General features: G+C 66.0%; 21 protein-coding genes. 18 read left to right on the top strand and 3 right to left on the bottom strand.

The features are described from left to right. Positions 1–175: 175 nt before the first annotated feature. The 16 genes from AC0Z2B_RS11855 to AC0Z2B_RS11780 all read left to right on the top strand — a co-directional run bounded on the left by AC0Z2B_RS11855 (position 176) and on the right by AC0Z2B_RS11780 (position 19,662). Positions 176–1,798: a methyl-accepting chemotaxis protein gene (locus AC0Z2B_RS11855; RefSeq protein ID WP_476296826.1), complete on the top strand. Its 1,623-nt coding sequence runs from the start codon at positions 176–178 to the stop codon at positions 1,796–1,798. After that, positions 1,798–2,331 (top strand): chemotaxis protein CheW, encoded by a 534-nt coding sequence (locus AC0Z2B_RS11850; protein ID WP_416422798.1) that lies wholly within the window; start codon positions 1,798–1,800, stop codon positions 2,329–2,331. The genes AC0Z2B_RS11855 and AC0Z2B_RS11850 overlap by 1 nt, the downstream gene beginning before the upstream one ends. Then, positions 2,331–3,596 carry a CheR family methyltransferase gene (locus tag AC0Z2B_RS11845; protein ID WP_476296824.1) on the top strand — a complete coding sequence of 422 codons (1,266 nt, stop codon included), beginning with the start codon at positions 2,331–2,333 and terminating at the stop codon, positions 3,594–3,596. The genes AC0Z2B_RS11850 and AC0Z2B_RS11845 overlap by 1 nt, the downstream gene beginning before the upstream one ends. After that, on the top strand, positions 3,593–4,276 hold the full coding sequence (locus AC0Z2B_RS11840; protein WP_476296822.1) for a chemotaxis protein CheW: 684 nt from the start codon (positions 3,593–3,595) through the stop codon (positions 4,274–4,276). Before AC0Z2B_RS11845 ends, AC0Z2B_RS11840 begins: the two co-directional genes overlap by 4 nt. Further along, positions 4,273–6,549, top strand: a complete 2,277-nt coding sequence (locus tag AC0Z2B_RS11835; protein WP_476296820.1) for a response regulator — start codon at positions 4,273–4,275, stop codon at positions 6,547–6,549. Before AC0Z2B_RS11840 ends, AC0Z2B_RS11835 begins: the two co-directional genes overlap by 4 nt. Continuing rightward, complete coding sequence (cheB, locus tag AC0Z2B_RS11830) at positions 6,546–7,556, top strand: chemotaxis response regulator protein-glutamate methylesterase (RefSeq protein ID WP_416422802.1); 1,011 nt, start codon at positions 6,546–6,548, stop codon at positions 7,554–7,556. Before AC0Z2B_RS11835 ends, cheB begins: the two co-directional genes overlap by 4 nt. A 51-nt stretch (positions 7,557–7,607) precedes the next feature. Beyond that, positions 7,608–8,615: a diguanylate cyclase domain-containing protein gene (locus AC0Z2B_RS11825; protein WP_416422803.1), complete on the top strand. Its 1,008-nt coding sequence runs from the start codon at positions 7,608–7,610 to the stop codon at positions 8,613–8,615. A gap of 201 nt (positions 8,616–8,816) precedes the next feature. Beyond that, positions 8,817–9,912, top strand: a protein-coding gene (gene prfB, locus AC0Z2B_RS11820; protein WP_416422804.1) for a peptide chain release factor 2 whose coding sequence is annotated in 2 segments (ribosomal slippage) — positions 8,817–8,888 and positions 8,890–9,912 — 1,095 coding nt in all. Because the reading frame shifts where the segments join, the coding sequence is not laid out codon by codon here. Between the two features lie 83 nt (positions 9,913–9,995). After that, positions 9,996–11,498, top strand: a complete 1,503-nt coding sequence (gene lysS / locus AC0Z2B_RS11815) for a lysine--tRNA ligase (protein ID WP_416422805.1) — start codon at positions 9,996–9,998, stop codon at positions 11,496–11,498. Positions 11,499–11,730: 232 nt separating this feature from the next. Next, on the top strand, positions 11,731–12,435 hold the full coding sequence (locus AC0Z2B_RS11810) for a TetR/AcrR family transcriptional regulator (protein ID WP_476296817.1): 705 nt from the start codon (positions 11,731–11,733) through the stop codon (positions 12,433–12,435). A 47-nt stretch (positions 12,436–12,482) separates the two neighbouring features. Continuing rightward, complete coding sequence (locus tag AC0Z2B_RS11805) at positions 12,483–13,034, top strand: hypothetical protein (protein ID WP_476296815.1); 552 nt, start codon at positions 12,483–12,485, stop codon at positions 13,032–13,034. Positions 13,035–13,050: 16 nt separating this feature from the next. Then, positions 13,051–14,328: a flavohemoglobin expression-modulating QEGLA motif protein gene (locus tag AC0Z2B_RS11800; RefSeq protein ID WP_476296813.1), complete on the top strand. Its 1,278-nt coding sequence runs from the start codon at positions 13,051–13,053 to the stop codon at positions 14,326–14,328. After that, on the top strand, positions 14,300–15,211 hold the full coding sequence (locus tag AC0Z2B_RS11795; protein WP_476296811.1) for an alpha/beta hydrolase: 912 nt from the start codon (positions 14,300–14,302) through the stop codon (positions 15,209–15,211). The genes AC0Z2B_RS11800 and AC0Z2B_RS11795 overlap by 29 nt, the downstream gene beginning before the upstream one ends. Further along, on the top strand, positions 15,204–15,515 hold the full coding sequence (locus AC0Z2B_RS11790) for a hypothetical protein (protein ID WP_476296809.1): 312 nt from the start codon (positions 15,204–15,206) through the stop codon (positions 15,513–15,515). The genes AC0Z2B_RS11795 and AC0Z2B_RS11790 overlap by 8 nt, the downstream gene beginning before the upstream one ends. An 839-nt stretch (positions 15,516–16,354) precedes the next feature. Continuing rightward, positions 16,355–18,043, top strand: coding sequence for a molecular chaperone HscC (locus tag AC0Z2B_RS11785; protein WP_416422811.1), 1,689 nt, complete (start codon positions 16,355–16,357; stop codon positions 18,041–18,043). Continuing rightward, positions 18,040–19,662, top strand: a complete 1,623-nt coding sequence (locus AC0Z2B_RS11780) for a J domain-containing protein (RefSeq protein ID WP_476296807.1) — start codon at positions 18,040–18,042, stop codon at positions 19,660–19,662. The genes AC0Z2B_RS11785 and AC0Z2B_RS11780 overlap by 4 nt, the downstream gene beginning before the upstream one ends. A 45-nt stretch (positions 19,663–19,707) precedes the next feature. On the opposite strand, the gene lptF is transcribed toward AC0Z2B_RS11780, so the two are convergent. The 3 genes from lptF to AC0Z2B_RS11765 all read right to left on the bottom strand — a co-directional run bounded on the left by lptF (position 19,708) and on the right by AC0Z2B_RS11765 (position 21,631). After that, positions 19,708–20,499: a lipotoxin F family OmpA-related lipoprotein LptF gene (gene lptF / locus AC0Z2B_RS11775; protein WP_416422813.1), complete on the bottom strand. Its 792-nt coding sequence runs from the start codon at positions 20,497–20,499 to the stop codon at positions 19,708–19,710. Between the two features lie 48 nt (positions 20,500–20,547). Beyond that, positions 20,548–20,949: a DUF4398 domain-containing protein gene (locus AC0Z2B_RS11770; protein WP_416422814.1), complete on the bottom strand. Its 402-nt coding sequence runs from the start codon at positions 20,947–20,949 to the stop codon at positions 20,548–20,550. 337 nt (positions 20,950–21,286) lie between these two features. Further along, positions 21,287–21,631 (bottom strand): pilin assembly protein, encoded by a 345-nt coding sequence (locus AC0Z2B_RS11765; RefSeq protein WP_416422815.1) that lies wholly within the window; start codon positions 21,629–21,631, stop codon positions 21,287–21,289. A 198-nt stretch (positions 21,632–21,829) separates the two neighbouring features. On the opposite strand from AC0Z2B_RS11765, the gene ppc reads away from it, so the two are divergent. Beyond that, positions 21,830–24,478 (top strand): phosphoenolpyruvate carboxylase, encoded by a 2,649-nt coding sequence (gene ppc / locus AC0Z2B_RS11760; RefSeq protein WP_476296805.1) that lies wholly within the window; start codon positions 21,830–21,832, stop codon positions 24,476–24,478. A gap of 292 nt (positions 24,479–24,770) precedes the next feature. Further along, positions 24,771–25,418, top strand: coding sequence for an adenylate kinase (gene adk / locus AC0Z2B_RS11755; RefSeq protein ID WP_416422817.1), 648 nt, complete (start codon positions 24,771–24,773; stop codon positions 25,416–25,418). Positions 25,419–25,497: the final 79 nt, after the last annotated feature.

The following is a 25,497-nucleotide window of genomic DNA, read 5'->3' as shown; positions in this document are numbered from 1 at the left end:
ACACCGCGGTGAGACCGGACGCGGCCTACGGCCGCTGCTACGGGGAATCTGTGGCTTCGCGCCATCATGTCGAAAAGATATGGAAACCTAGGCAAAAACGACACAGTCAGCAGGGTTATCTGTGGGCTATACTCGGCCAATTTGCCGGTAGACGTAGCACTTTCGAGGGATGACTGTGAAGAACTGGACATTGCGCCAACGGATCCTGGCGAGCTTCGCCGTGATTATCGCCATCATGCTGTTGATGGTGGTGGCCTCCTATACGCGCCTCAAGGCCATCGACGACGCACAGGAAAACGTGCGCGCCGACAGCGTCCCCGGCGTCTACTACAGCTCGATGATCCGCAGCGCCTGGGTCGAGAGCTTCGTCTACACCCAGCAACTGGTGGGCTTGAGCTACCAGCGTGAGTTCGTCACGGCCGACGAGGACCAGTACAAGGCCTTCGCCGACCGCTTGAGCGAGCAGATGGGCAACTACCAGAAAACCGTGTTCGACGCCGAGGACAAGGCCAGTTTCGACGAGTTCTCGAAGACGCGCGTCGCCTATGACCAGGCCCTGGCCAAGGTGCTCGACGCCTACCACCAGAAGCACTTCTCCCTGGCCCAGGACCTGCTCAACGACCAGGTGACGCCGGCCTGGATCGCCGGCCGCAAGCAACTGAACAATCTCATCGAGCGCAACCGCGACTCTGCCGAGCACGCCTCCCAGGCCAGCTCCCAGGCGGTCAGCGACGCCAAGCTGACCATGGGCATTGCCCTGGTGCTGGCCATCATCGCCGCCGGTATCTGCGGCCTGTTGCTGCTGCGCGCCATCATGCAACCGATGCAGAAGATCGTCGCCATCCTGGAAACCATGCGCACCGGTGACCTCAGCTCGCGCCTGAACCTGTCGCGCCGCGACGAGTTCGGCATGGTCGAGACCGGCTTCAACGACATGATGACCGAACTCACCGCCCTGGTGTCACAGGCCCAGCGCTCGTCGGTGCAGGTGACCACCTCGGTGACAGAGATCGCCGCCACCTCCAAGCAGCAGCAGGCCACCGCCACCGAAACCGCTGCCACCACCACCGAGATCGGCGCCACCTCTCGGGAAATCGCCGCCACCTCCCGCGACCTGGTGCGCACCATGACCGAGGTCACCTCGGCCGCCGACGCTGCGTCCATGCTCGCCGGCTCCGGCCAGCAGGGCCTGTCGCGCATGGAAGACACCATGCACCAGGTGATGGGCGCCGCCGACCTGGTGAACGCCAAGCTGGCGATCCTCAACGAGAAGGCCAGCAACATCAACCAGGTGGTGGTGACCATCGTCAAGGTCGCCGACCAGACCAACCTGCTGTCGCTCAACGCCGCCATCGAAGCGGAAAAAGCCGGCGAATACGGCCGCGGTTTCGCCGTGGTGGCCACCGAAGTGCGTCGCCTGGCCGACCAGACCGCGGTCGCCACCTATGACATCGAGCAGATGGTGCGCGAGATCCAGTCCGCCGTGTCCGCCGGGGTCATGGGCATGGACAAGTTCTCCGAGGAAGTGCGCCGCGGCATGTTCGAGGTGCAGCAGGTGGGTGACCAGCTGTCGCAGATCATTCAGCAGGTGCAGGCCCTGGCGCCGCGCGTGCTGATGGTCAACGAGGGCATGCAGGCCCAGGCCACCGGTGCCGAGCAGATCAACCACGCCCTGTCGCAACTCAGCGACGCCAGCAGCCAGACCGTGGAATCGCTGCGCCAGGCCAGCTTCGCCATCGACGAGCTCAGCCAGGTGGCCACCGGCCTGCGTGGCGGCGTGTCGCGTTTCAAAGTCTGATGAGCGAGGCGCTGCGCCCGTCCAGGGCGGCCATCACCTGCCAGGGCAAGCTGTTCCTGATTTTCCAGGTGGGCGCCGAGCGCTTCGCCCTGGCCGCCACCGACATCGGCGAAGTGCTGCCCTGCGTGCCGCTCAAGGCGGTAGCCCAGGCGCCGGCCTGGGTGGCGGGCATCTTCGCCCACCGCGGCCGCGTGGTGCCGGTGATCGACGTCGGCCAGCTGATGTTCGGCAAGCCGGCGCCGCAGCGCACCAGCACGCGCCTGGTGCTGGTGCATTACCGTGCCGACCCCGCGCGCCCGGACCTGCGCCTGGGGCTGATCCTGGAACACGCCACCAACACCTTGCGCTGCGACCCACGGGATTTTCGCCCGTACGAGGTGTCCAACGCCAACACGCCCTACCTGGGGCCGGTGCGTGAGGACGAGCAAGGCCTGCTGCAGTGGGTAGGCGTGCAGGACCTGCTCGATGACCAGGTGCGCCAGCTGCTGTTTGCACCGCAGTTGGCCGCCAGCCTCAAGGATGGGGATGACTGATGGGCGACGATCCACGTTTCTTCAAGTACCTGCGTGACCGCATCGGCCTGGACGTGGCGTCGGTGGGCCCGGCGCTGATCGAGCGCGCCGTGCAGCAACGCCGCACGGCCAGCGGCTGCACCAGCGCCGATGCCTACTGGCAGTTGCTGCAGGGCAGTGGCACCGAGCAGCAGGCCTTGATTGAAGCGGTGATCGTCCCGGAGACCTGGTTCCTGCGCTACCCCGAGTCGTTCGCGGCCCTGGCGCGCCTGGTGCAGGCGCGGCTGCTGGCGCTCAAGGGCACCCGCCCGGTGCGCCTGCTCAGCCTGCCTTGCTCGACGGGTGAGGAACCCTATTCCATCGCCATGGCGCTGTTTGACGCCGGCGTGCTGGCCAGCCAGTTCCGCGTCGACGGCGTCGACATCAGCCCGCTGTCGGTGGCCAAGGCCCAGCGTGGCCTGTACGGGCGCAACTCGTTCCGCGGCGCCGAGCTGGGCTTTCGCGAGCGCTATTTCGAGGTGGAAGAGGACGGTTATCGGCTGGGCGAGCGGGTGCGCCAGCAGGTGCGCCTGCAGCCGGGCAATGTGCTCGACCCGGCGCTGCTCAAGGGCGAGCCGCCCTACGATTTCGTGTTCTGCCGCAACCTGCTGATCTATTTCGACGTGGAAACCCAGCAGCGCGTGTTCGAGGTGCTCAAGAGCCTGACCGACAAGGACGGCGCCCTGTTCATCGGCCCTGCCGAGGGCAGCCTGCTGGCGCGCCTGGGCATGCGCCCCATTGGCATCGCGCAGTCGTTCGCCTTCGTGCGCGACGAGAACCCCGCGCCAGAGCCGCAACCGATGACGCCGTGGGTGGCGCCGCCGCCGCGTGTGCTGCCGGCTGCCATGCCGCCCCGGCCACGCGCCACGCTCATTGCCCCGCCGCTGCCTCAAGTGGCCGCGCCGGCGGCCGAAAAACAGGTACAGGTGACGCTCGAACAGATCGCCAGCCTGGCCAACGAAGGCAAGAGCCAGGCGGCCATGCAGGCGTGCGAGCTGTATCTCAAGCATCAGGGGCCGCATGCGCAGGCGTACTACTGGCTCGGTTTGCTCAACGACGTCGGTGGCGATGCGCGCAAGGCCCAGGATTTTTACCGCAAGGCGCTGTACCTGCAACCGCAGCACCCCGAAGCGCTGGCCCACCTGGCCATGCTGCTGGCCGCCCAGGGCGACAGCGTCGGGGCCAGGCGCCTGCAGGAACGCGCCGCGCGCAGTGACCGAACCGCTGACAGTGAGCGTAAACGATGATTGGCCTGGCTTCGCTGAACGTCATCCAGGGGGATGGCGAAGCGATTGACGATTGCTGGAACCGGATCGGGATTCACGGCGACAAGTCGTGCCCGTTGCTGGCCGACCATATTCATTGCCGTAACTGCCAGGTCTATGCCGGCGCCGCCGTGCGCCTGCTGGACCGCTATTCCCTGGCCCGCGAAAGCGTGCGCGGCGAAACCCTGGAGGAGCTGGGCCAGGTGGCCTCGCGCTCGCTGGTGGTGTTCCGCCTGGCCGAGGAATGGCTGGCCCTGGCCACCCGCTGCCTGGTGGAGATCGCCCCGGTGCAGCCGGTGCATTCGCTGCCGCACCAGCGCTCGCGGGCGCTGCAGGGCGTGGCCAACGTGCGTGGGGCGCTGGTGGCGTGCCTGTCCCTGGCCGAACTGCTGGGGGTGGACGTCAGCGTCAGCCCCCAGGCCTCGGCGCGGGTGATGCCGCGCATGCTGATCCTGGCCGCCGCCGGTGGCTCGGTGGTGGTGCCGGTGGATGAAGTCGACGGCATCCACCGCATCGACCTGGCGGACCTGGAAAACGCCTCGCCCGCCGCCGGCCAGGCCGGCAAGCGCTTCACCGAGTCGGTGTTGCCGTTCAAGGGCCGTAGTGTGCGGGTGCTGGACGAAACCCAACTGCTGGACGCCGTTGCCCGGAGCCTGACATGACCCCGGACCAGATGCGCGACGCCTCGCTGCTTGAACTCTTCGCCCTGGAAGCCGAAGCCCAGACCCAGGTGCTGAGCACCGGCCTGCTGGAACTGGAACGCAACCCCACTCAGGCCGACCAGCTGGAAGCCTGCATGCGCGCCGCGCACTCGCTCAAGGGCGCTGCGCGTATCGTCGGCGTCGATGCCGGCGTCAGCGTCGCCCACGTGATGGAAGACTGCCTGGTAAGCGCCCAGGAAGGCCGGCTGCTGCTCACCCCCGAACACATTGACGCGCTGCTGCACGGCACCGACCTGCTGATGCGCATCGCCACCCCCGACACGGCGCCCACCACCGAAGACATTGCTGCCTATTCGGTGCGCATGACCGTGTTGCTGGACCCTTCGGCGGTGCCCCCGCCGCCACGGCCCGCCGCCCCGGCGCCGGAGCCGGTGGTGGCCGCGCCGCCGCCCGAGCCGGAAGCGGCCGCCGAAGCCCCCGCCAGCCCCGAGCCGCGCAAGGCCAAGGGCGCGCCGGTGGAAGGCGGCGAGCGCGTGCTGCGGGTCACGGCCGAACGCCTTAACAGCCTGTTGGACCTGTCCAGCAAATCGCTGGTGGAAACCCAGCGGCTCAAGCCGTACCTGGCCACCATGCAGCGCCTCAAGCGCATGCAGGGCCAGAGCCAGCGTGCCCTGGATGGCCTGAAAGAGCACCTGCAGGCCACCCACCAATCCGAGGAAGTGCTCGAAGCCCTGGCCCTGGTGCAAGGCCTGTTGGGCGAGACCCAGCAGATGCTGGTGCACCAGACCGCCGAGCTGGACGAGTTCGGCTGGCAGGCCAGCCAGCGCGCGCAGCTGCTCTACGACACTGCCCTGGCGTGCCGCATGCGGCCGTTCGCCGACGTGCTGGGCGGGCAGGGGCGCATGGTCCGTGACCTGGGCCGCGAGCTGGGCAAGCAGGTGCGCCTGGAGATCGAAGGTGAGAAGACCCAGGTCGACCGCGACGTGCTGGAAAAGCTCGAGGCGCCGCTGACGCACCTGCTGCGCAACGCCGTCGACCACGGCATCGAATCGCCCGAGCAGCGCCTGCTGGCGGGCAAGCCGGCCGAGGGGCGGGTGCTGCTGCGCGCCTCGCACCAGGCCGGGTTGCTGGTGCTGGAGCTGATTGACGACGGCGGCGGCGTCGACCTTGAGCGCCTGCGCCGCAGCATCGTCGACCGCCAACTGTCACCGGCCGAGACCGCCGCGCAGCTCAGCGAGGAAGAACTGCTGAGCTTCCTGTTCCTGCCCGGCTTCAGCCTGCGCGACAAGGTCACCGAAGTGTCCGGCCGCGGCGTCGGCCTGGACGCGGTGCAGCACATGATGCGCCAGCTGCGCGGCTCGGTGGAGCTGACCCAGGTGCGCGGCCAGGGCAGCTGTTTCCACATCGAAGTGCCGCTGACCCTGTCGGTGGTGCGCAGCCTGGTGGTGGAAGTGGGCGAGGAGGCCTACGCCTTCCCCCTGGCGCACATTGAACACACCCTCGACCTGCCGGCCGAGGACATCGTCCAGCTCGAAGGCCGCCAGCACTTCTGGTACGAGGGCCGCCACGTCGGCCTGGTAGCCGCCAGCCAGTTGCTGCAGCGCCCGGCCGGGCAAAGCAGCGAGGACTCGCTGCGGGTGGTGGTGATCCGCGAGCGCGACGCCATCTATGGCGTGGCGGTGGAACGTTTCATCGGCGAGCGCACCCTGGTGGTGCTGCCGCTGGATGCGCGGCTGGGCAAGGTCCAGGACATTTCCGCCGGGGCCTTGCTGGACGACGGCTCGGTGGTGCTGATCATCGACGTCGAGGACATGCTGCGCTCGGTGGAAAAACTGCTGACCACCGGCCGCCTGGAACGCATCGACCGGCGCAACCGCCCGGGCGTGGAACAAGCGCGCAAGCGCGTGCTGGTGGTGGACGACTCGCTGACCGTGCGCGAGCTGCAGCGCAAGCTGCTCAGCCACCGTGGCTACGACGTGGCCGTGGCGGTGGACGGCATGGACGGCTGGAACGCCCTGCGCGGCGAGGACTTCGACCTGCTGATTACCGACATCGACATGCCGCGCATGGATGGCATCGAGCTGGTCACCCTGGTGCGCCGCGACACGCGCCTGCAGTCACTGCCGGTGATGGTGGTGTCCTACAAGGACCGCGAAGAAGACCGGCGGCGTGGCCTGGACGCCGGGGCCGACTACTATCTGGCTAAAGCCAGTTTCCACGACGACGCCCTGCTGGACGCCGTGGTCGAGCTGATCGGGAGTGCCCAGGGATGAAGATCGCCATCGTCAACGACATGCCCATGGCCGTCGAGGCCCTGCGCCGGGCGGTGGCGTTCGAGCCGGCGCACCAGATCATCTGGGTGGCGGGCAACGGCGCCGAGGCGGTGGCCAAGTGCGCCGAACAGCTGCCCGACCTGATCCTGATGGACCTGATCATGCCGGTCATGGACGGCGTCGAGGCCACCCGCCAGATCATGGCCGCCACCCCCTGCGCCATCGTCATCGTCACCGTCGACCGCCAGCAGAACGTGCACCGGGTGTTCGAGGCCATGGGTCATGGCGCCCTGGACGTGGTCGACACCCCGGCAGTGGGTGCTGGCAACCCGCGCGAGGCGGCGGCGCCGCTGCTGCGCAAGATCCTCAACATCGGCTGGCTGATCGGCCAGCGCGGCACCTCGGTCAAGGCCGTACCCACGCCACTGCGCACCGGCGTGCAACGGCAGACGCTGATCGCCATCGGCTCCTCCGCCGGCGGCCCGGCTGCCCTGGAAGTATTGCTCAAGGGCTTGCCGAAAACCTTTTCGGCGGCCATTGTGCTAGTGCAGCACGTGGACCAGGTGTTCGCCGCCGGCATGGCCGACTGGCTGTCCGGGGCCAGCGGCCTCAACGTGCGCCTTGCCCGCGAAGGCGAACCTCCGCAACCTGGCGTAGTATTGCTGGCGGGTACCAATCATCACCTCCGTCTGCTCAGCGACGGAACACTGGCCTACACGGAGGAGCCGGTGAACGAGATCTACCGGCCGTCCATCGACGTATTCTTTGAAAGCGTGGCGCGTTTCTGGCGTGGCGACGCGGTTGGCGTGCTGTTGACCGGCATGGGCCGCGATGGCGCCCAGGGCCTGAAGCTGTTGCGCCAGCAGAACTTCCTGACCATCGCCCAGGACCAGGCAAGCAGTGCGGTGTATGGCATGCCCAAGGCGGCAGCGGCCATTGATGCAGCGGTGGAAATCCGCCCCCTGGAGCGGATTGCTCCCAGACTGATGGAAATTATCCAGCCATGACCCCGAGTATTAAGCCCTGCCAGCGTACAGGCAGCGATCAGGTGACAACGCATGATTGATTTGCAGATCGAAGAGTTCAAGGCCACCGACGAGAACAAGGCCATGGTGCTGCTCGTCGACGACCAGGCCATGATCGGCGAAGCAGTGCGGCGGGGGCTGGCCAACGAAGCCAACATCGACTTCCATTTCTGCGCCGACCCCCACCATGCCATCGAGCAGGCCGTGCGCCTCAAGCCCACGGTGATCCTCCAGGACCTGGTAATGCCCGGCCTGGACGGCCTGACCCTGGTGCGCGACTACCGCAACCACCCGGCCACCAAGGACATCCCGATCATCGTGCTGTCCACCAAGGAAGACCCGCTGGTGAAAAGCGCGGCGTTTGCCGCCGGTGCCAACGACTACCTGGTGAAGCTGCCGGACAATATCGAGCTGGTGGCGCGCATCCGCTACCACTCGCGCTCCTACCAGACCCTGCTGCAGCGCGACGAGGCCTACCGCGCCCTGCGCGTCAGCCAGCAGCAGCTGCTGGACACCAACCTGGTGCTGCAACGGCTGATGAACTCCGACGGCCTCACTGGCCTGTCCAACCGTCGCCACTTCGACGAATACCTGGAGCTGGAATGGCGCCGCGCCCTGCGCGACCAGACCCAGCTGTCGCTGCTGATGATCGACGTCGACTACTTCAAGTCGTTCAACGACAGCTTCGGCCACCTGGACGGCGACGAAGCCTTGCGCCGCGTGGCCGACGCCATCCGCGACAGCTGCAGCCGCTCCACCGACCTGCCGGCGCGCTACGGCGGTGAGGAATTCGCCCTGGTGCTGCCCAACACCTCGCCCGGCGGCGCCCGCCTGGTGGCGGAAAAGCTGCGGCAGACCATCGCCGCGCTGAAAATCCCGCACATCGCCCCCAGCGAAGGCTCGCACCTGACCGTCAGCATCGGCCTGTCCACCCAGATCCCCCAGGGCGGCTCCCACTGCCGGCAGCTGATCTCGGCCGCCGACAAGGGCCTTTACCAGGCCAAGCACAACGGCCGCAACCAGGTCGGCATCAGCGACTGACACCGTGTTGCCTGCATCGCGACCAAGGTCGGCTCCTACGCGGTCGGTGTAGGAGCCGACCTTGGTCGCGACGCAGACGACGCGGTGGGTTGCTTTGGAAACAAGGCAATCTTTATCAAACCCGCCCGGCGGGCTGCCTCGGGGCTGCGAGTGCGTTATACTCTCCGGCTTTTGACACAATACGTACGAGTGCTGCCCGCCATGGAAATCAACCCGATCCTGAACACCATCAAGGACCTGTCCGAGCGCTCCGAAACCATTCGGGGGTATCTTTGACTACGATCAAAAGCATGAGCGTCTGACCGAGGTCAACCGCGAGCTTGAAGATCCGGCAGTCTGGAACAACCCTGAATACGCCCAGAACCTGGGCCGCGAGCGCGCGCTGCTGGCGCAGATCGTCGACACCCTGGATGAAATGAACGCGGGCCTGGCCGATGCCAAGGACCTGCTGTTGATGGCTGCCGAGGAAGAAGACGAAGGCGCTGTCGCCGACGTGACCGAGGAAGTCGACCGCCTGCGCGAGTCGCTGGAGAAGCTGGAATTCCGCCGCATGTTCAGCGGCGAGATGGACGCCAACAACGCCTACCTGGACATCCAGGCCGGCTCCGGCGGTACCGAAGCCCAGGACTGGGCCAACATCCTGCTGCGCATGTACCTGCGCTGGGCCGACAAGCGCGGCTTCGACACCACCATCATGGAGCTGTCGGCCGGTGAAGTGGCTGGTATCAAGGGCGCTACCCTGCACATCAAGGGCGAGTACGCCTTCGGCTGGCTGCGCACCGAGATCGGCGTGCACCGCCTGGTGCGCAAGAGCCCGTTCGACTCCGGCAACCGCCGCCACACCTCGTTCTCGGCCGTGTTCGTGTCGCCGGAAATCGACGACAACATCGAGATCGAGATCAACCCGGCGGACCTGCGCATCGACACCTACCGCTCCTCGGGCGCCGGTGGCCAGCACGTTAACACCACGGACTCCGCGGTGCGTATCACCCACGTGCCGACCAACACCGTGGTCAGCTGCCAGAACGAACGTTCCCAGCACGCGAACAAGGACACCGCCATGAAAATGCTGCGGGCCCGTCTTTACGAGCAGGAAGTGCAGAAGCGCAACGCCGCGTCCCAGGCCATGGAAGACAGCAAGTCCGACATCGGCTGGGGGCACCAGATTCGCTCCTACGTGCTGGATGCCTCGCGCATCAAGGACCTGCGCACCAGCATCGAGCGCAGCGACTGCGACAAGGTACTGGACGGCGACATCGACGAATACCTGGTGGCCAGCCTCAAGCAAGGCCTGTAAGGCGCGCGCCCTTCGGGGCGTGACCGCCCGCGATCCCCGCCGCAAGGCGGGGGCAACAACCCCGTGATGGAATTTTTCAAGACATGAGCGACCAACAACTCGACCCGCAAGCCCTGCAACAGGAAGAAAACTCCCTGATCGCCCTGCGCAAGGAAAAGCTTGCTGCCGAGCGTGCCAAGGGCCAGGCCTTCCCCAACGACTTCCGCCGTGACAGCTACGCAGCCGACCTGCAGAAGCAGTACGTCGACAAGACCAAGGAAGAACTGGAAGCCCTGGCCATCCCGGTCAAGGTTGCCGGTCGCATCATGCTCAACCGTGGCTCGTTCATGGTGATCCAGGACATGACCGGTCGCATCCAGGTCTACGTCAACCGCAAGACCCTGTCCGAAGACACCCTGGCCGCGGTGAAAACCTGGGACATGGGCGACATCATCGCCGCCGAAGGCACCCTGGCCCGTTCGGGCAAGGGCGACCTGTACGTGGAAATGACCCACGTGCGCCTGCTGACCAAGTCCCTGCGCCCGCTGCCGGACAAGCACCACGGCCTGTCGGACACCGAGCAGCGCTACCGCCAGCGCTACGTTGACCTGATCGTCAACGAAGACGTGCGCCAGACTTTCCGCGTGCGTTCGCAAGTCATCGCCCACATCCGCAGCTTCCTGATGCAGCGTGACTTCCTGGAAGTGGAAACGCCGATGCTGCAGACCATTCCTGGCGGCGCCGCGGCCAAGCCGTTCGAAACCCACCACAACGCCCTGGACATGGCCATGTTCCTGCGCATCGCGCCGGAGCTGTACCTCAAGCGCCTGGTGGTGGGTGGCTTCGAGAAGGTCTTCGAGATCAACCGCAACTTCCGCAACGAAGGCGTCTCGACCCGGCACAACCCCGAGTTCACCATGCTCGAGTTCTACCAGGCCCATGCTGACTATGAAGACAACATGGACCTGACCGAAGAACTGTTCCGCGAGCTGGCGCAGCTGGTGCTGGGCACCACCGACGTGCCGTACGGCGACAAGGTGTTCCACTTCGGCGAGCCGTTCGTGCGCCTGTCGGTGTTCGACTCGATCCTCAAGTACAACCCGGACCTGACCGCCGACGACCTCAACGACATCGACAAGGCCCGCGCAATCGCCAAGAAAGCCGGCGCCAAGGTGCTGGGCTTCGAAGGCCTGGGCAAGCTGCAGGTGATGATTTTCGAAGAGCTGGTCGAGCACAAGCTGGAGCAGCCGCACTTCATTACCCAGTACCCGTTCGAAGTGTCGCCGCTGGCCCGTCGCAACGACGACAACCCCAACGTCACCGACCGCTTCGAGCTGTTCATCGGCGGCCGTGAAATCGCCAACGCCTACTCCGAGTTGAACGACGCGGAAGACCAGGCCGAGCGCTTCATGGCCCAGGTGGCCGACAAGGACGCCGGCGACGACGAAGCCATGCACTACGACGCCGACTTCGTGCGCGCGCTGGAGTACGGCATGCCGCCAACGGCCGGTGAAGGCATCGGCATCGACCGCCTGGTGATGCTGCTGACCAACTCGCCGTCGATCCGCGACGTGATCCTGTTCCCGCACATGCGTCCGCAGGCCTGAGTCAGCTGAACGAGCCGCCCCCCGGGGCGGCTTTTTTATGCACGGTGCACAGACAACGCAATACAATGATTACGTGGTGAACCCTGTAGCCGCGCCCCCCGGGCGCGGGGGGCGGGGGGGGTCGGTGAACATCACCAGCGAGGCACAGGGCCAGCGCAGCCTGCGGCAGCGGCTACGGTGCGCGCCACCACAGCGCACAAAACTACAGAGGACAGTAGAAGTGACTCCTGCAATGGCTCAACAAGGTGCTGCCGGTGTAGCGACAGCAGTGGCGGAAAGTGTGCAGTATCAGGGTCGCAAGGCCAGCCGCCAGGGAAGTGAGCAGCGTCGTCAGGAGATTCTCGACGCGGCCATGCGCATTGTCGTACGCGACGGCGTACGCGGGGTTCGGCACCGGGCGGTGGCGGCGGAAGCCGGCGTGCCGCTGTCGGCCACCACTTACTATTTCAAGGACATCGAAGACCTGCTCACCGACACCTTCGCCCAGTACGTGGAGCGAAGCGCCGCGTACATGGCCAAGCTGTGGGCCAGCACCGAGGAACTGCTGCGCAACATCCTGGCGCGCAACGACGGCAGCCCGGCGTCCCGCGCCCAGCTGGCCGACGAAATCGCGCGCATGACCGCCGAGTACGTGCACCGCCAGCTGCTCACCCGCCGCGACTACCTGATGGCCGAGCAGGCCTTCCGCCAGGAAGCGCTGCTCAGCCCGCGGCTGGCAAAACTGGTTACCTCGCACCAGCAGATCCTGCTGCAGGGCACCTGCCAGCTGCTGCAGGTGCTGGGCTCGCGCGAGCCGCACCAGGATGCCAAGGTGTTGACGGCCATCATCGGCCGCATGGAATATCAGGGCCTGCTCGACAGCCAGGCACCCATGGCCGATGACGAGATGCTGGCGATCCTCACCCGCTACATGCACCTGGTCCTGGCCTCGGCCTGACCCCAGGCGCAGGAATGCGCCTGTCCCCACCGCCCAAGGAGTGCTTGATGAAAGCCTGGCGCCTGTTGCTCATCGCCCTGTGGTCGCTGCTCCTCAGCGGCTGCCTGGTCAGCTTCAAGGACCCGCTGCCGCCAAGCCAGGCCGCGCCAGCCGGGCTGGTGGGGCGCTGGGTGAGCCGGACCGCCTGGGGCCAACACCTGGCCCTGACTATCAAGCGCCAGGACGCCAACCATTACCTTGCCATCAGCACCCCCGCCGGGCAGCCGCGCGATGAGGTAGGCTTCACCGTGGCCGGCCATGGCAGCCGCTGGTACGCCTCGGCGCGAATGCCGGCCGATTATGGTGGTCAGTATGCCCTGGTAGGCTTCGAGCTGGCCGACGATGGCGCGCTGGTGGTCTATAACCTCGATGTCGAGCGCATCCAGCAGGCCATTGCCCAGCACGCGCTGAGCGGCGCCGGGCTGGACACCCCGCAAGGCGAGGGGGTGCGGGTGGACAGCGGGCTGGACCAGGTCTTCGCTTACCTGGACGACCCGGCCAACTCCGACGTGTTCGTCGAAATAGCCCGCTATACCCGGGCCAAGTCAAAACCGCAGTAATAGCAAGGAGTCGCCGGTGGACGATTATCAGCAGACGATTCGCGGCCTTTCCGACCGTATCGTGTTGGCCCAGGCACCCATCCGCGTGCTGGACGCGGTGAAATGGGATGACACCATCCGCCAGGATTTCCTCAAGGCCAAGGGCAAGGCCATGCCCGCCGTGGACCGCGCCTACTACCAGAACCGCCCGCTGTCGTTCGACTCCAGCGCGGTGAAGCTGGAATTCCAGAACATCGAGCGCGACATCACTCGCCAGCTGGGGCAGTTCAACCCGGTGGGCCAGATCATGCGGCGCATGTGCAAGGAATACCGCATGGTGGTGCGCATGCTCGAAGCGCGCGGCACCGAGGATTTCGGCCTGATTTCCCAGGAGCTGTACGGCGCCGCCTCCGATGCCTTCCACGCCGGTGACCCGACCCTGGCCGACCTGGGTCTGATGCTGTCGGACTACCTGAACAACATCGACGGCCGGGGCGACCTCAAGGACGAGCCCAAGACCCTCACCGCCAAGGACGCCGTGGGTATGCTGCAAAGCCGCTTGAATCGCACCTTCGGCGAGGCCGAGGAAACCATCCGGGTGTTCGAGTCCGACGGCATCGTCGCCGACGCCGCGGCAGGCGCCGACTACATCAAGATCCGCAGCGACGCGATGTTCAACGAGCGCGACGTACGCGCCCTGGAAGTGCACGAAGGCCTGGTGCACGTGGGCACCACCCTCAACGGCCTGAACCAGCCGATCTGCACCTTCCTGTCCAAGGGCCCGCCCTCGTCGACCGTGACCCAGGAAGGCCTGGCGATCCTGATGGAAGTGATTGCCTTCGCCTCCTACCCCAGCCGCCTGCGCAAGCTGACCAACCGCACCCGCGCCATCCACATGGTGGAGGAGGGCGCCGACTTCCTGCAGATCTTCGACTTCTTCCGCGAGCAGGGCTTCGGCCTGCCGGAAAGCTACGGCAACGCCAGCCGGGTGTTCCGTGGCTCCACGCCCACCGGCCTGCCTTTCACCAAGGACCTCTCGTACCTGAAGGGCTTCATCATGGTCTACAACTACATCCAGTTGGCGGTGCGCAAGGGCAAGCTGGAGCAGATCCCGCTGCTGTTCTGCGGCAAGACCACCCTGGAAGACATGCGCACCCTGCGCCAACTGGTGGACGAAGGCCTGGTGACGCCGCCCAAATACCTGCCCGAGCAGTTCCGCGACCTCAACGCGCTGTCGGCGTGGATGTGCTTCTCCAACTTCCTCAACCACCTGAGCCTGGATCGCATTGAAGCGGACTATTCGAACATTCTGTAGCGGCCTGGTGGCGCTGGCGCTGCTGGCCGGTTGCAGCAGCCTGCTGTTCTACCCGGAAAAGGGCCAGCCGTTCGCCCCCGACAAGGCTGGGCTGGCCTACCGCGACGTGACCCTGACCGCCGCCGACGGCACCCGCCTGCACGGCTGGTGGCTGCCGGCCAAACCCGGCGTGCCGGTGAAAGGCACGGTGCTGCACCTGCACGGCAACGGCGGCAACATGGCCTGGCACCTGGGTGGCAGCTGGTGGCTGCCGGAACAGGGCTACCAGGTGCTGCTGCTGGACTACCGTGGCTACGGCCTGTCCCAGGGCGAGCCGAGCCTGCCGGCCATCTACCAGGACATCGATGCGGCGTTCACCTGGCTGGCCCAGCAGCCCGAGGTGCAGGGCAAACCCCTGGTGCTGCTGGGCCAGAGCCTGGGCGGCGCCATGGGCGTGCACTACCTGGCCGGCCACCCGCAACAGCTCAAGCGCCTGCAGGCGCTGGTGTTCGACGGCGTGCCGTCCAGCTACCGCGGGGTGGGGCAATTCGCCCTCAGCACTTCGTGGCTGACCTGGCCGCTGCAGGTGCCGTTGTCGTGGCTGGTGCCGGACGGCGACAGCGCCATCTACTCCATCGCGGCGCTCAAGGGCACGCCAATGCTGTTCTACCAGAGCATGGACGACCCCATCGTGCCCCTGGCCAACGGCCTGGAACTGTACAAGCACGCGCCACCCCCGCGGGTGCTGCAATTGACCCGTGGCGGCCATGTGCAGACCTTCGCCGACCCCACCTGGCGTACCGTGATGATCCGCTTCCTGCAAGACCCGCAACACTTCAACGGCCTGCGCCGCCTGGGCGAAGTGCCCAACTACCCCGAACAACAAGAGCCGCCCCATGAGTGACGAACGCAACGCCATCCCGATGATCCTGACCGGCATCGGCAGTATTTTCGTTACCGTGGGGTGCTTGTGGTACTACGGCTACCTGCACTTCGCCAAGCCCGAGGACGCCTTGCTGCTGAGTGACTTCACCATGCTCAAGACCATTCCTGGCGAGGATTACAAGGTTTCGGCTACCCCGGCCAATGAAGTGGCGCAGTGTATTGATGGGGTGTTGGTGTTGTTTGATACCCAGCAGAAGGGTCTGAGTGGGGTGTTGGTCAACAGTCAGAAGCAGGCGGTGCACTGCGCGCCAGCCGTACCGTAGCTGCTGCGCGCGCCGCTGCCGCTGTCGCGCCGCGGACCGCCTTTGATCTTGATCCCGTGCGGCCTTTGATCTTGATTGTGTGCCCCATAAAGCGCCAGGGCCGACTGGAGGCGTCGGCCAAGCGGGCTGAGGCGTAGCCGAAGAAGACGGAACCGGAGGCGCTTCTATTCCGGGCCGTCGTCCGCTTGGGCGACGCCGGAGGGAGGGGACCCGCAGCGAAGCGTAGGGACCAAGCAGGGGCAAGCCTTTTTTGGTTACTTTTTGAGGCGTTTGTCAAAAAGTGACTCGGCGTAAGGCCGAAAAGGTGATTTTGCATCACCCGTAGTAATGGATATGTTCGCGGATTCTGGATCCCGCTTCGGCGATTTCGAACATATCCATTTTCGTGGTGCGACCACCGACTGTTTCGCCCTTACGGCGACTCACTTTTTTTCAGACGCCAAAAAAAGTAAGCAAAAAACGCTTGCCCCTGCTTGGGCCCTCCGCTGCGCTACGGGTCCCCTCCTTCCGGCGCCGCTCAACGGGCAGACGGCACCCGCTATAGAAGCCTGCGGGTTACCGTCTCTTCGGCCTGCGGCCTCGGCCCTTCGGGCAGCCCGTTGAGCGACGCCTCCAGTCGGCCCGGGCGCTTTACGGGGCAGACAATCAAGATCAAAAACCAGATCAAAAGCCAGATCAAAATCAAGATCAACGGCCAGATCAAAAGCAGATCGAAAGCAGATCAAAACCGGGCGGCTCCCGCTGTTTCGTGGATTGCGTTACCATTCGGACACATTTTTACATGGTGGCCACCACGGTAGTGCCATCATCGCCTTCCCCGGAAAAGGAGTTCTGCGCCCATGATCGTCGGCATCGACCTTGGCACCACCCACAGCCTGATCGCCGTCTGGCGCGGCGACACCACGGAACTGGTGCCCAACGCCCTGGGCAGCGTGCTCACCCCAAGCGTGGTAGGCCTGGACGACGAAGGCCGGGTGCTGGTGGGGCAGGCCGCGAAAGAGCGCCTGCATACCCATCGCGCCAGGACCGCGGCGCTGTTCAAGCGCCACATGGGCAGTGCCCAGGAAGTGCGCCTGGGCGAGCGCCAGTTTCGGCCCGAGGAGCTGTCGGCCCTGGTGCTCAAGAGCCTCAAGGAAGACGTGGAGCGCGCCTTCGGCGAGCCGGTCACCGAGGCGGTGATCAGCGTGCCGGCCTATTTCAGCGACGCCCAGCGCAAAGCCACGCGCATCGCCGGCGAGCTGGCGGGGCTGAAGGTGGACAAACTGATCAACGAACCCACCGCCGCCGCGCTCGCCTATGGCCTGCACCAGAAGGACAAGGAAACCTCGTTCCTGATCTTCGACCTGGGCGGCGGCACCTTCGACGTCTCGATCCTGGAGCTGTTCGATGGGGTCATGGAGGTGCGCGCCAGCGCCGGTGACAACTTCCTCGGCGGCGAGGATTTCGACAGCCTGCTGGTGGAGCACTTCGTGCGCCAGCACGCCGACCTGCCGCCCCTGGAAAACGTGCGCCAGGCCTTGCGCCGCGAAGCCGAACGGGTGCGCAAGAGCCTGGGCCAGCAGGCCAGCAGTGACTTCGTGCTGCGCCTGGGCGGCCGTGAATGGCTGCACACCATCACTCAAGAACAACTGGCCGACCTTTACGCGCCGCTGCTGGAGCGCCTGCGTGCGCCCATCGAGCGCGCCCTGCGCGATGCGCGCATTCGTGTCAGCGACCTCGACGAAGTGCTGCTGGTGGGCGGCACCACGCGCATGCCGCTGGTGCGCAAGCTGGCCGCCGGGCTGTTCGGCCGGTTCCCTTCCATCACCCTCAACCCCGACGAAGTGGTGGCCCACGGCGCCGCCGTCCAGGCTGCACTGAAGGCGCGTTCGGCGGCGCTGGAAGAGGTGGTGCTCACCGACGTCTGTTCCTACACCCTGGGCATCGAGGTCTCGCAAACCATGGGCCAGCGCCAGGAAGCCGGGCATTACCTGCCTATCATCGAGCGCAACAGCGTGGTGCCGGTGAGCCGGGTGAAGACCGTCAACACCCTCACCGACAACCAGGAACACGTGCTGGTGAAGATCTTCCAGGGCGAGAGCCGCCTGGTGAAGGACAACGTGGCACTGGGCGAACTGGACATCCCGGTGCCCAAGCGCAAGGCCGGCGAAGTGACCCTGGACGTGCGCTTTACCTACGACAACAACGGCATTCTCGAAGCCCAGGTGAGCATCCCGCTGACCGGCGAGCAGCATGCCCTGGTGATCGAGAACAACCCCGGCGTCCTCAGCCCCGAGGAAATCCAGCAGCGCCTGCAGGCCCTGTCGCAGCTCAAGGTGCACCCGCGTGACCAGCAGGTGAACACCGTGCTGGTGGCGCGCCTGGAGCGCCTGTACCAGGAAAGCCTGGGTGACATGCGCCAGCAGATCAACCACTGGGCCAGCCAGTTCCAGCAGGTGCTGGACACCCAGGACGAACGCCAGATTCGCGAAGTGCGCCATGACCTCACCGAGCGCCTGAGCGAAGTGGACCGGGGCCTGTGGCAATGAGCGAGGTTTACCAGGATTGCTGGCAGGTGCTGCAACTGGACGACCAGGCCGACGAGCGCAGCATCAAGCGCCAGTACGCGCGGTTGCTCAAGGTGCACCGCCCTGACGAGGATGCGGAAGCCTTCCAGCGCCTGCGCGAGGCCTACGAACGTGCGCTGCAGCTGGCACGTTGGCGCGATGAAAGCGATGACGATGAGCACGAGCAGGGCGCCGTGTGGGTACAGCCTCCCGTGCAGGAACACCCCGAGCCAAGCGTGGCCGTGCCGACCATGGCCGTCGTCCAGCCAGCGCCGTCGGCCGACGTGCAGGCCCACGGCCTGCTGCTTGACCTGACCCCGCACAACCTCGCCGAGCGTTGGCAACAGGCGCTGCAACTAGGCTGCGACCAGACCTTTGAGCAACGCCTGGCCGAACGCTGCCTGGAGGCCCCCCACGCCGAGGCCGCATTGCTGGACTGGGGCATCAGCCAACGCCAGTGGCTCACGCCCTTCCAGCAGGTGCGCCTGACCCCATCCCAGCAGCAGGCGCTGGTGCGTTCGCTGATGGTGCGCCATTGCCAGGCCTTGGGCCACAGCCTGCAGGCGGGTGACGAGCGGCCGTTCATGGACGCCCTGACGCACCTGGCGCAGCAGCCGTGGCTGGCCGCCTTCGACCGGCGCCTGGACCTGCAGGCCATGGTGCTGGAGCTGCTGGACGACGACCCGGACATCAGCGGCGCGCTATTCGAACGGGTGTGCCGGCTGTTCGGCTGGGACCAGGCCAAGGGCATCATTCCCGAGCCGCAGTGGCGCTGGCACCGTCTGGTAGAGCGCTGCGAACAGCAGGCCTGGTACCAGCAACTGCAAGCCATGGCCACCGATACCCGGCAGTCGGCGAGCGCGGCGCAAAAGGCCGCGTTGCTGCTGCTGACGCCGCTCACCCTGTGGCAGCAATACCAGTGGGTGCGCACCTTCGAACACGCCGACTGGCAGGCCTGCCATGACCTGTCGATGAAGTTCGCCTACCAGTACCCGCAACTGCTTGAGCGCCTGCCGTCGGGCGACCCGTTCTTCTGGCGGCGGCTGATGCCGCGGCCGTTCGAGACCCGGCAGCTGCCCAAGGTCTGGGGTGGCGCGATGCTGGTCCTGGCGCTCGGCCACCTGGCCGGCAAGACCAGCCTGCAGGGCTGGTGGGAACAGGTGGTGGCCAGCGCGTTCGTGAGTTTGATCGTGGTGTGGATCGTGCGCTTCGTCATGGGCCTGTGGGCGCGCTTCAGCCATGAGCTGCTGGCCCCCGACCTGTGGCTGAGCGAGCGGCTGCCCAAGCGCCTGGACCCGCAACGCCAGGCGCTGCTGATCCGCCATGGCGTGCCGTGGCTGGCGGTGACGGGCTGGGTGGGGCTGAATTTGGGCATACTGGGAGTGGCGGGGTGGCTGGCGCTGAGCGTGCGCCAATGGCTCAAGCCGGATACCGAGGCCTTGGCCCCGGACTGGCGCAAGCCGTGGCAGGCGGTGGCGCGGGTGTTCGACTGGGATACCTGGCAGTGGGTGACGGCGCTGGTGATGATCGCCGTGATTGCCAGCGCCCAGTTGCTGCACCCGGGCTTCCCGTTGACCACGGGGTTCACGCCCAAGCCCTGACGGGCCGGCTGGCAGGCGCCAGGGGCGCCGCCAGCCTTGCCAGCGTCAGTTGCTGGAGCTGACCGAGTTGCGCGGGGCAATCGGCTGATTGTCGTTGGAAATGGTCACTTCCACGCGACGGTTCATGGCCCGGCCCGAGACGCTGCCGTTGTCGGCTACCGGGTATTCCTTGCCGTAACCCTGGGAGACCACGCGGCTTGGGTCCACGCCCATTTTCACCAGCGCGGTGCTCACCGAACCGGCGCGGCGGTCGGACAGGCTCTGGTTGTAGGCCGCGGAGCCAGTGCTGTCGGTGTAGCCCTCGACGATCACCTTGCGGTCTGGGTTTTCCTGGAGGAACTGCGCCAGCTTGTTCACGTTCACCAGGCCGCTGGACTTCAGCCCGGCCTTGTTCACGTCGAACAGCACGTCGCCGAAGGTGACCACGGTGCCGCGGTCGGTCTGCTTGGCGTTGAGGCTATCCTGCAGTTTCTTGATCTGCGCGTCACGGGCATCCAGGCGCGCCTGGGTGCGCTGGGCCGCAGCGTTCTTCAGGTTGGCCTCGGCGGTGCGCAGGGCGATGGTCTGCTTGGCCAGCTCCACGCGCTGGTTGGTCAGGTAGGCCAACTGGTCCACGTCGCGGCTGTCGTCATGGTTGAGGAAGGCCTTGTCGGCCTTGTCCATGTAGTCCGAGGCGTCCTTGGTTTCCAGCGCTGCCACCTGGCTGGCCTGCGGGTTGCTTTGCAGGGCCTGGAAGTTGCTGCGGGCCGACTCAAGGTTGGGGTTGGGTTTGGTGGCGCAGGCGGCCAGGGCAACGCTGGCGGCCAGCAGGGCAGGGATCATCAAATGTTTACGCATGGTGTTCATCCTTTAATCGAATACGGGTGACGACGGCTGGGCCACGGCTCACGGCTGCTGCGTATTGCGCATGCCTTCTTCACGCACGTCCTGGACCCCTGCACGGGCGTCCTGCACGGCCTTCTGCGCCTTGGCGGCCTGGGCCTTGCGTTCGGCCACGCGGGCGTCCCACTCGGCCTGTTCGGCGAGCATCCGCGCTTCGGTGTAGTGCTTGTCATGCATGGCCATCTCGGCCTGCTTGAACTTGTCCTGGGCAGACTTCATTTCCACTGCGGCGTACTCGGTGCCGCCAGCGCTGACCGCGCTGTTCACCGCCGATTGGGTGACCGCGTACTGCTCGGTAGGGGGCTTGCCTGCGCAACCGGCGAGGATGAAGCTGGTGCCGATGGCCAGGGCCGCCAGTTTCAGCCCACGCAGGTGATTGAGAGGTTTGGCTGTGCTGGTATTCATGGTGTCAACTCCATTGGAAAACTCCTGAAAAACTTCACCCATGACAGATCTTCCTTGCGGGCCCCAACTGCTAGGCCTGAGCCACATGATCGAAGGGTCTTCTGTGATGGCTTATTGGTTCGGACCGAACCGATTTTTAATTGGTTCACTCGAATTTGGTGAAGATCAGGAAATTCCTGACGCAGCAGACAGGATGCTTTCACCCGCCGCGCATACCCCGTAGCCGCTGCCGAAGGCTGCGCTGGCCATAAGCCTCACAGGAGAGGTGCAGTGTGGGGAAGGGCCCGCGCAGCCTGGCGGCAGCGGCTACAGGCTGCCCCGGATGCGCGGGAGAGCGTCAGTGCTGCGGTTCGTCGGCCTTGGCCGCCAGGTCATGCAGGTAGCGCCGCGACAGCGCCAGAAAACGCGGGGTAGGGCCGACATCTTCGTACAACGGGTCGCCTTCCTCGTCGGTGGCGATCACCTTCTGCCCCTTGATATACGGGAAGCTGGTTTCCAGCTCTTCCAGGGCTGCGCCAATCAACTCGCCCAACAGTTCCTCGGGGTGGTGCTTGGGGTACATCTCGGTGATGGCTGCCAGGCGCGCCGCCGATTCCATGTCCAGCTGAATGTTGTAGCGGGTGGGGCTCAGGCGGCCCTTGGCGTTCTGTTCCCAGTGTTGTGCAAGCTCGCGGATTTTCATGTCGACCTCTTTCATCAGTCCATAGGTTGAGCGTAGCCCCGATCGGCCTTTTGAACATGGCCGGTCAATGCCCTTGTCAGAACCGAGCCCGCTGTGCACTCTTGGGGATAGAGCGGTTTTTCCTGTGCTTGTTCACTCGCATGGCCACAAACCCCCGCGATGGACGGCACGCCAAGAACAATCAAGGAGACTGTGCCAATGACCGAGATCGATGCGCGCCTGCGCGAAGATGTTCACCTGTTGGGCGAGTTGCTCGGCAACACCATTCGCGAGCAATACGGCGAGGCGTTCCTGGACACCATCGAGCGCATCCGCGCCGACGCCAAGGCCGACCGCCGCAGTGGCCCCGACAGCGGCAAGACCGCCACCGAACAACTGAGCTCGCGCCTCAACGACCTCGACGAGCAGGAGCTGCTGCCCGTGGCACGGGCCTTCAACCAGTTCCTCAACCTGGCCAACATCGCCGAGCAGTACCAGCTGATCCGCCGCCGCGACGACGACCAGCCGCCGCCGTTCGAGAACGTGGTGCTGCCGCAACTGCTTGAACGCCTCAAGCAGGCCGGCCACAGTGGCGAATCCCTGGCGCGCCAGGTGGGGCGCCTGGACATCGAACTGGTGCTGACCGCGCACCCCACCGAGGTGGCACGCCGCACATTGATCCAGAAATACGACGCCATCGCCGCGCAGCTGGCCGCCCAGGACCACCGCGACCTCACCGCTGCCGAGCGCGAGGGCATCCGCCAGCGCCTGCAGCGGCTGATCGCCGAGGCCTGGCACACCGAGGAAATCCGCCGCACCCGGCCCACGCCGGTGGACGAGGCCAAGTGGGGCTTTGCGGTCATCGAGCACTCGTTGTGGCATGCCATCCCGCACCACCTGCGCAAGGTCGACCAGGCGCTGCACGCCGCCACCGGCCTGCACCTGCCGCTGGAGGCCGCGCCCGTGCGCTTCGCCTCGTGGATGGGCGGCGACCGCGACGGCAACCCCAACGTCACCGCGCCGGTTACCCGCGAAGTGCTGTTGCTGGCGCGCTGGATGGCCGCCGACCTGTTCCTGCGCGACGTCGACCACCTGGCCGGCGAGCTGTCCATGCAGCAGGCCAGCGCCGCCTTGCGCGAAGCCGTGGGCGACACCGCCGAGCCCTACCGCACCCTGCTCAAGCAACTGCGCGAGCGCCTGCGTGCCACCCGCAACTGGGCCCACGCCTCACTGGCGCAGCCGCAGCCGGCCAGCGCCGAGGTGCTGAGCAACAACCGCGAACTGCTGGAACCGCTGCAGTTGTGCTTCCAGTCCCTGCACGCGTGCGGCATGGGCGTGATCGCCGACGGCCCATTGCTGGATTGCCTGCGCCGCGCGGTCACCTTCGGCCTGTTCCTGGTGCGCCTGGACGTGCGTCAGGACTCGGCCCGGCACACCGCGGCCATGAGTGAGATCACCGACTACCTGGGCCTGGGCCGCTACGCCGACTGGGACGAGGAAGCGCGCATCACCTTCCTGCTGCACGAACTGGGCAACCGCCGGCCGTTGCTGCCGGCGCATTTCAAGCCGGCGGCAGACACCGCCGAAGTGCTGGCCACCTGCCGGGAAATCGCCGCTGCGCCGGCGGCCTCCCTGGGCTCCTACGTGATCTCCATGGCCGGCGCCGCCTCCGACGTGCTGGCCGTGCAACTGCTGCTCAAGGAAGCCGGGGTGCTGCGGCCCATGCGCGTGGTGCCGCTGTTCGAGACCCTGGCCGACCTGGACAACGCCGGCCCGGTGATCGAGCGCCTGCTGCACCTGCCCGGCTACCGCACGCGCCTGCACGGCCCGCAGGAAGTGATGATCGGCTACTCCGACTCGGCCAAGGACGCCGGCACCACTGCCGCCGCCTGGGCCCAGTACCGCGCGCAGGAAAACCTGGTACGCATCTGCCATGCACAGAACGTCGAGCTGGTGCTGTTCCACGGCCGCGGCGGCACCGTGGGCCGTGGCGGCGGCCCGGCCCATGCGGCCATCCTGTCGCAGCCCCCGGGTTCGGTGAACGGCCGCTTCCGCACCACCGAACAGGGCGAAATGATCCGCTTCAAGTTCGGCCTGCCGGACATCGCCGAGCAGAACCTCAACCTCTACCTGGCCGCCGTGCTGGAGGCCACGCTGCTGCCGCCACCGCCGCCGGAACCGGCCTGGCGCGCGCTGATGGATGAACTGGCCGCCGACGGCGTCAAGGCCTACCGCGACGTGGTGCGCGAGAACCCGCAGTTCGTCGAGTACTTCCGCCAGTCCACCCCCGAACAGGAGTTGGGCCGCCTGCCCCTGGGCAGCCGCCCGGCCAAGCGCCGCCAGGGCGGCATCGAGAGCCTGCGGGCCATCCCGTGGATCTTCGGCTGGACCCAGACGCGGTTGATGCTGCCGGCCTGGCTGGGCTGGGAAGCGGCCCTGAACAAGGCCCTGGAGCGCGGCGAAGGGCCGCTGCTGGCGACCATGCGCGAGCAGTGGCCGTTCTTCCGCACGCGCATCGACATGTTGGAAATGGTGCTGGCCAAGGCCGACGCCGACATCGCCCGTTTCTATGACGAACGCCTGGTGCAGGATTCCCTGAAACCCCTGGGGGTGAGCCTGCGCGACCTATTGTCGCAGGCGTGCAAGGTGGTGCTCGGCCTCACTGGCCAGACCCAGTTGCTGGCCCACAGCCCCGAGACGCTGAAATTCATCAGCCTGCGCAACACCTACCTCGACCCGCTGCACCTGCTGCAGGCCGAGCTGCTGGCCCGTTCGCGCAGCCAGGAGGCGGCGCAGGACAGCCCTCTGGAACAGGCGTTGCTGGTCACCGTGGCGGGTATTGCCGCCGGTCTGCGCAACACCGGCTGAGGCTGGCGCAGGTGCCCTGGCGCGTCCACTATCTGTGAGGGGAGCGCGCCAGGCGGCGGCCCCGGCTAGCAACCGGTCACGGTTGCACCGGGCGCCACCTTCCGGGGGCGTGCGCATGGGACGCAGGTTGTTCCTGCTTTGGACGGCTTGTGTGGCTTTGAGCCGCTGTGTATCTTGGTCAGCCTTTTGGCCGTTTTTGTGGCCACCAACCGATTTTGGGATTGGCTTCAGGCAGTTAGCTGCGCTGGGGCGGGTCTGACGATTTCCATATAAAAAGTTGAGGAGCATATCGATGCGCGTGATTCTGCTGGGAGCTCCCGGGGCCGGCAAAGGTACTCAGGCAAAGTTCATCACCGAAAAGTTCGGTATTCCGCAAATCTCCACCGGCGACATGCTGCGTGCCGCCGTTAAAGCCGGCACCGAGCTGGGCATCAAGGCCAAGAGCGTGATGGACGCCGGCGGCCTGGTCTCCGACGACCTGATCATCGCCCTGGTCAAAGAGCGTATTGCCCAGGCCGACTGCGCCAACGGCTTCCTCTTCGACGGCTTCCCGCGCACCATTCCCCAGGCCGAAGCCCTGGTGAGCGCTGGCGTGGAGCTGGACCACGTGGTTGAAATCGCGGTCAAGGACGAAGAAATCGTCCAGCGTATCGCCGGCCGCCGTGTCCACGAAGGGTCGGGCCGCGTCTACCACATCGTCTACAACCCGCCGAAAGTGGCTGGCAAGGACGACGAGACCGGTGAAGAGCTGGTCCAGCGCAAGGACGACACCGAAGAAACCGTGCGTCATCGCCTGTCCGTGTACCACGCGCAGACCGAGCCGCTGGTGGCCTTCTACCAGAAGCTGTCCGCTGCCCAAGGCAAGCCGGTCTACAGCCACATCGAAGGCGTGGGTTCGGTAGACTCCATCACCGCCAAGGTGCTGGCTGCCCTGAGCTGATCGAATCATTCGATCACCGACGGCCCGCTTGCGGGCCGTTGACGTTTATAATGCTGCACTTTTTTCTGATGGATTCGCG

It is taken from the genome of Pseudomonas sp. GYB4201, assembly GCF_056312595.1.
Note: the sequence above shows the minus strand (reverse complement) of the source record. Positions and strands in the feature narration are given on the sequence as shown.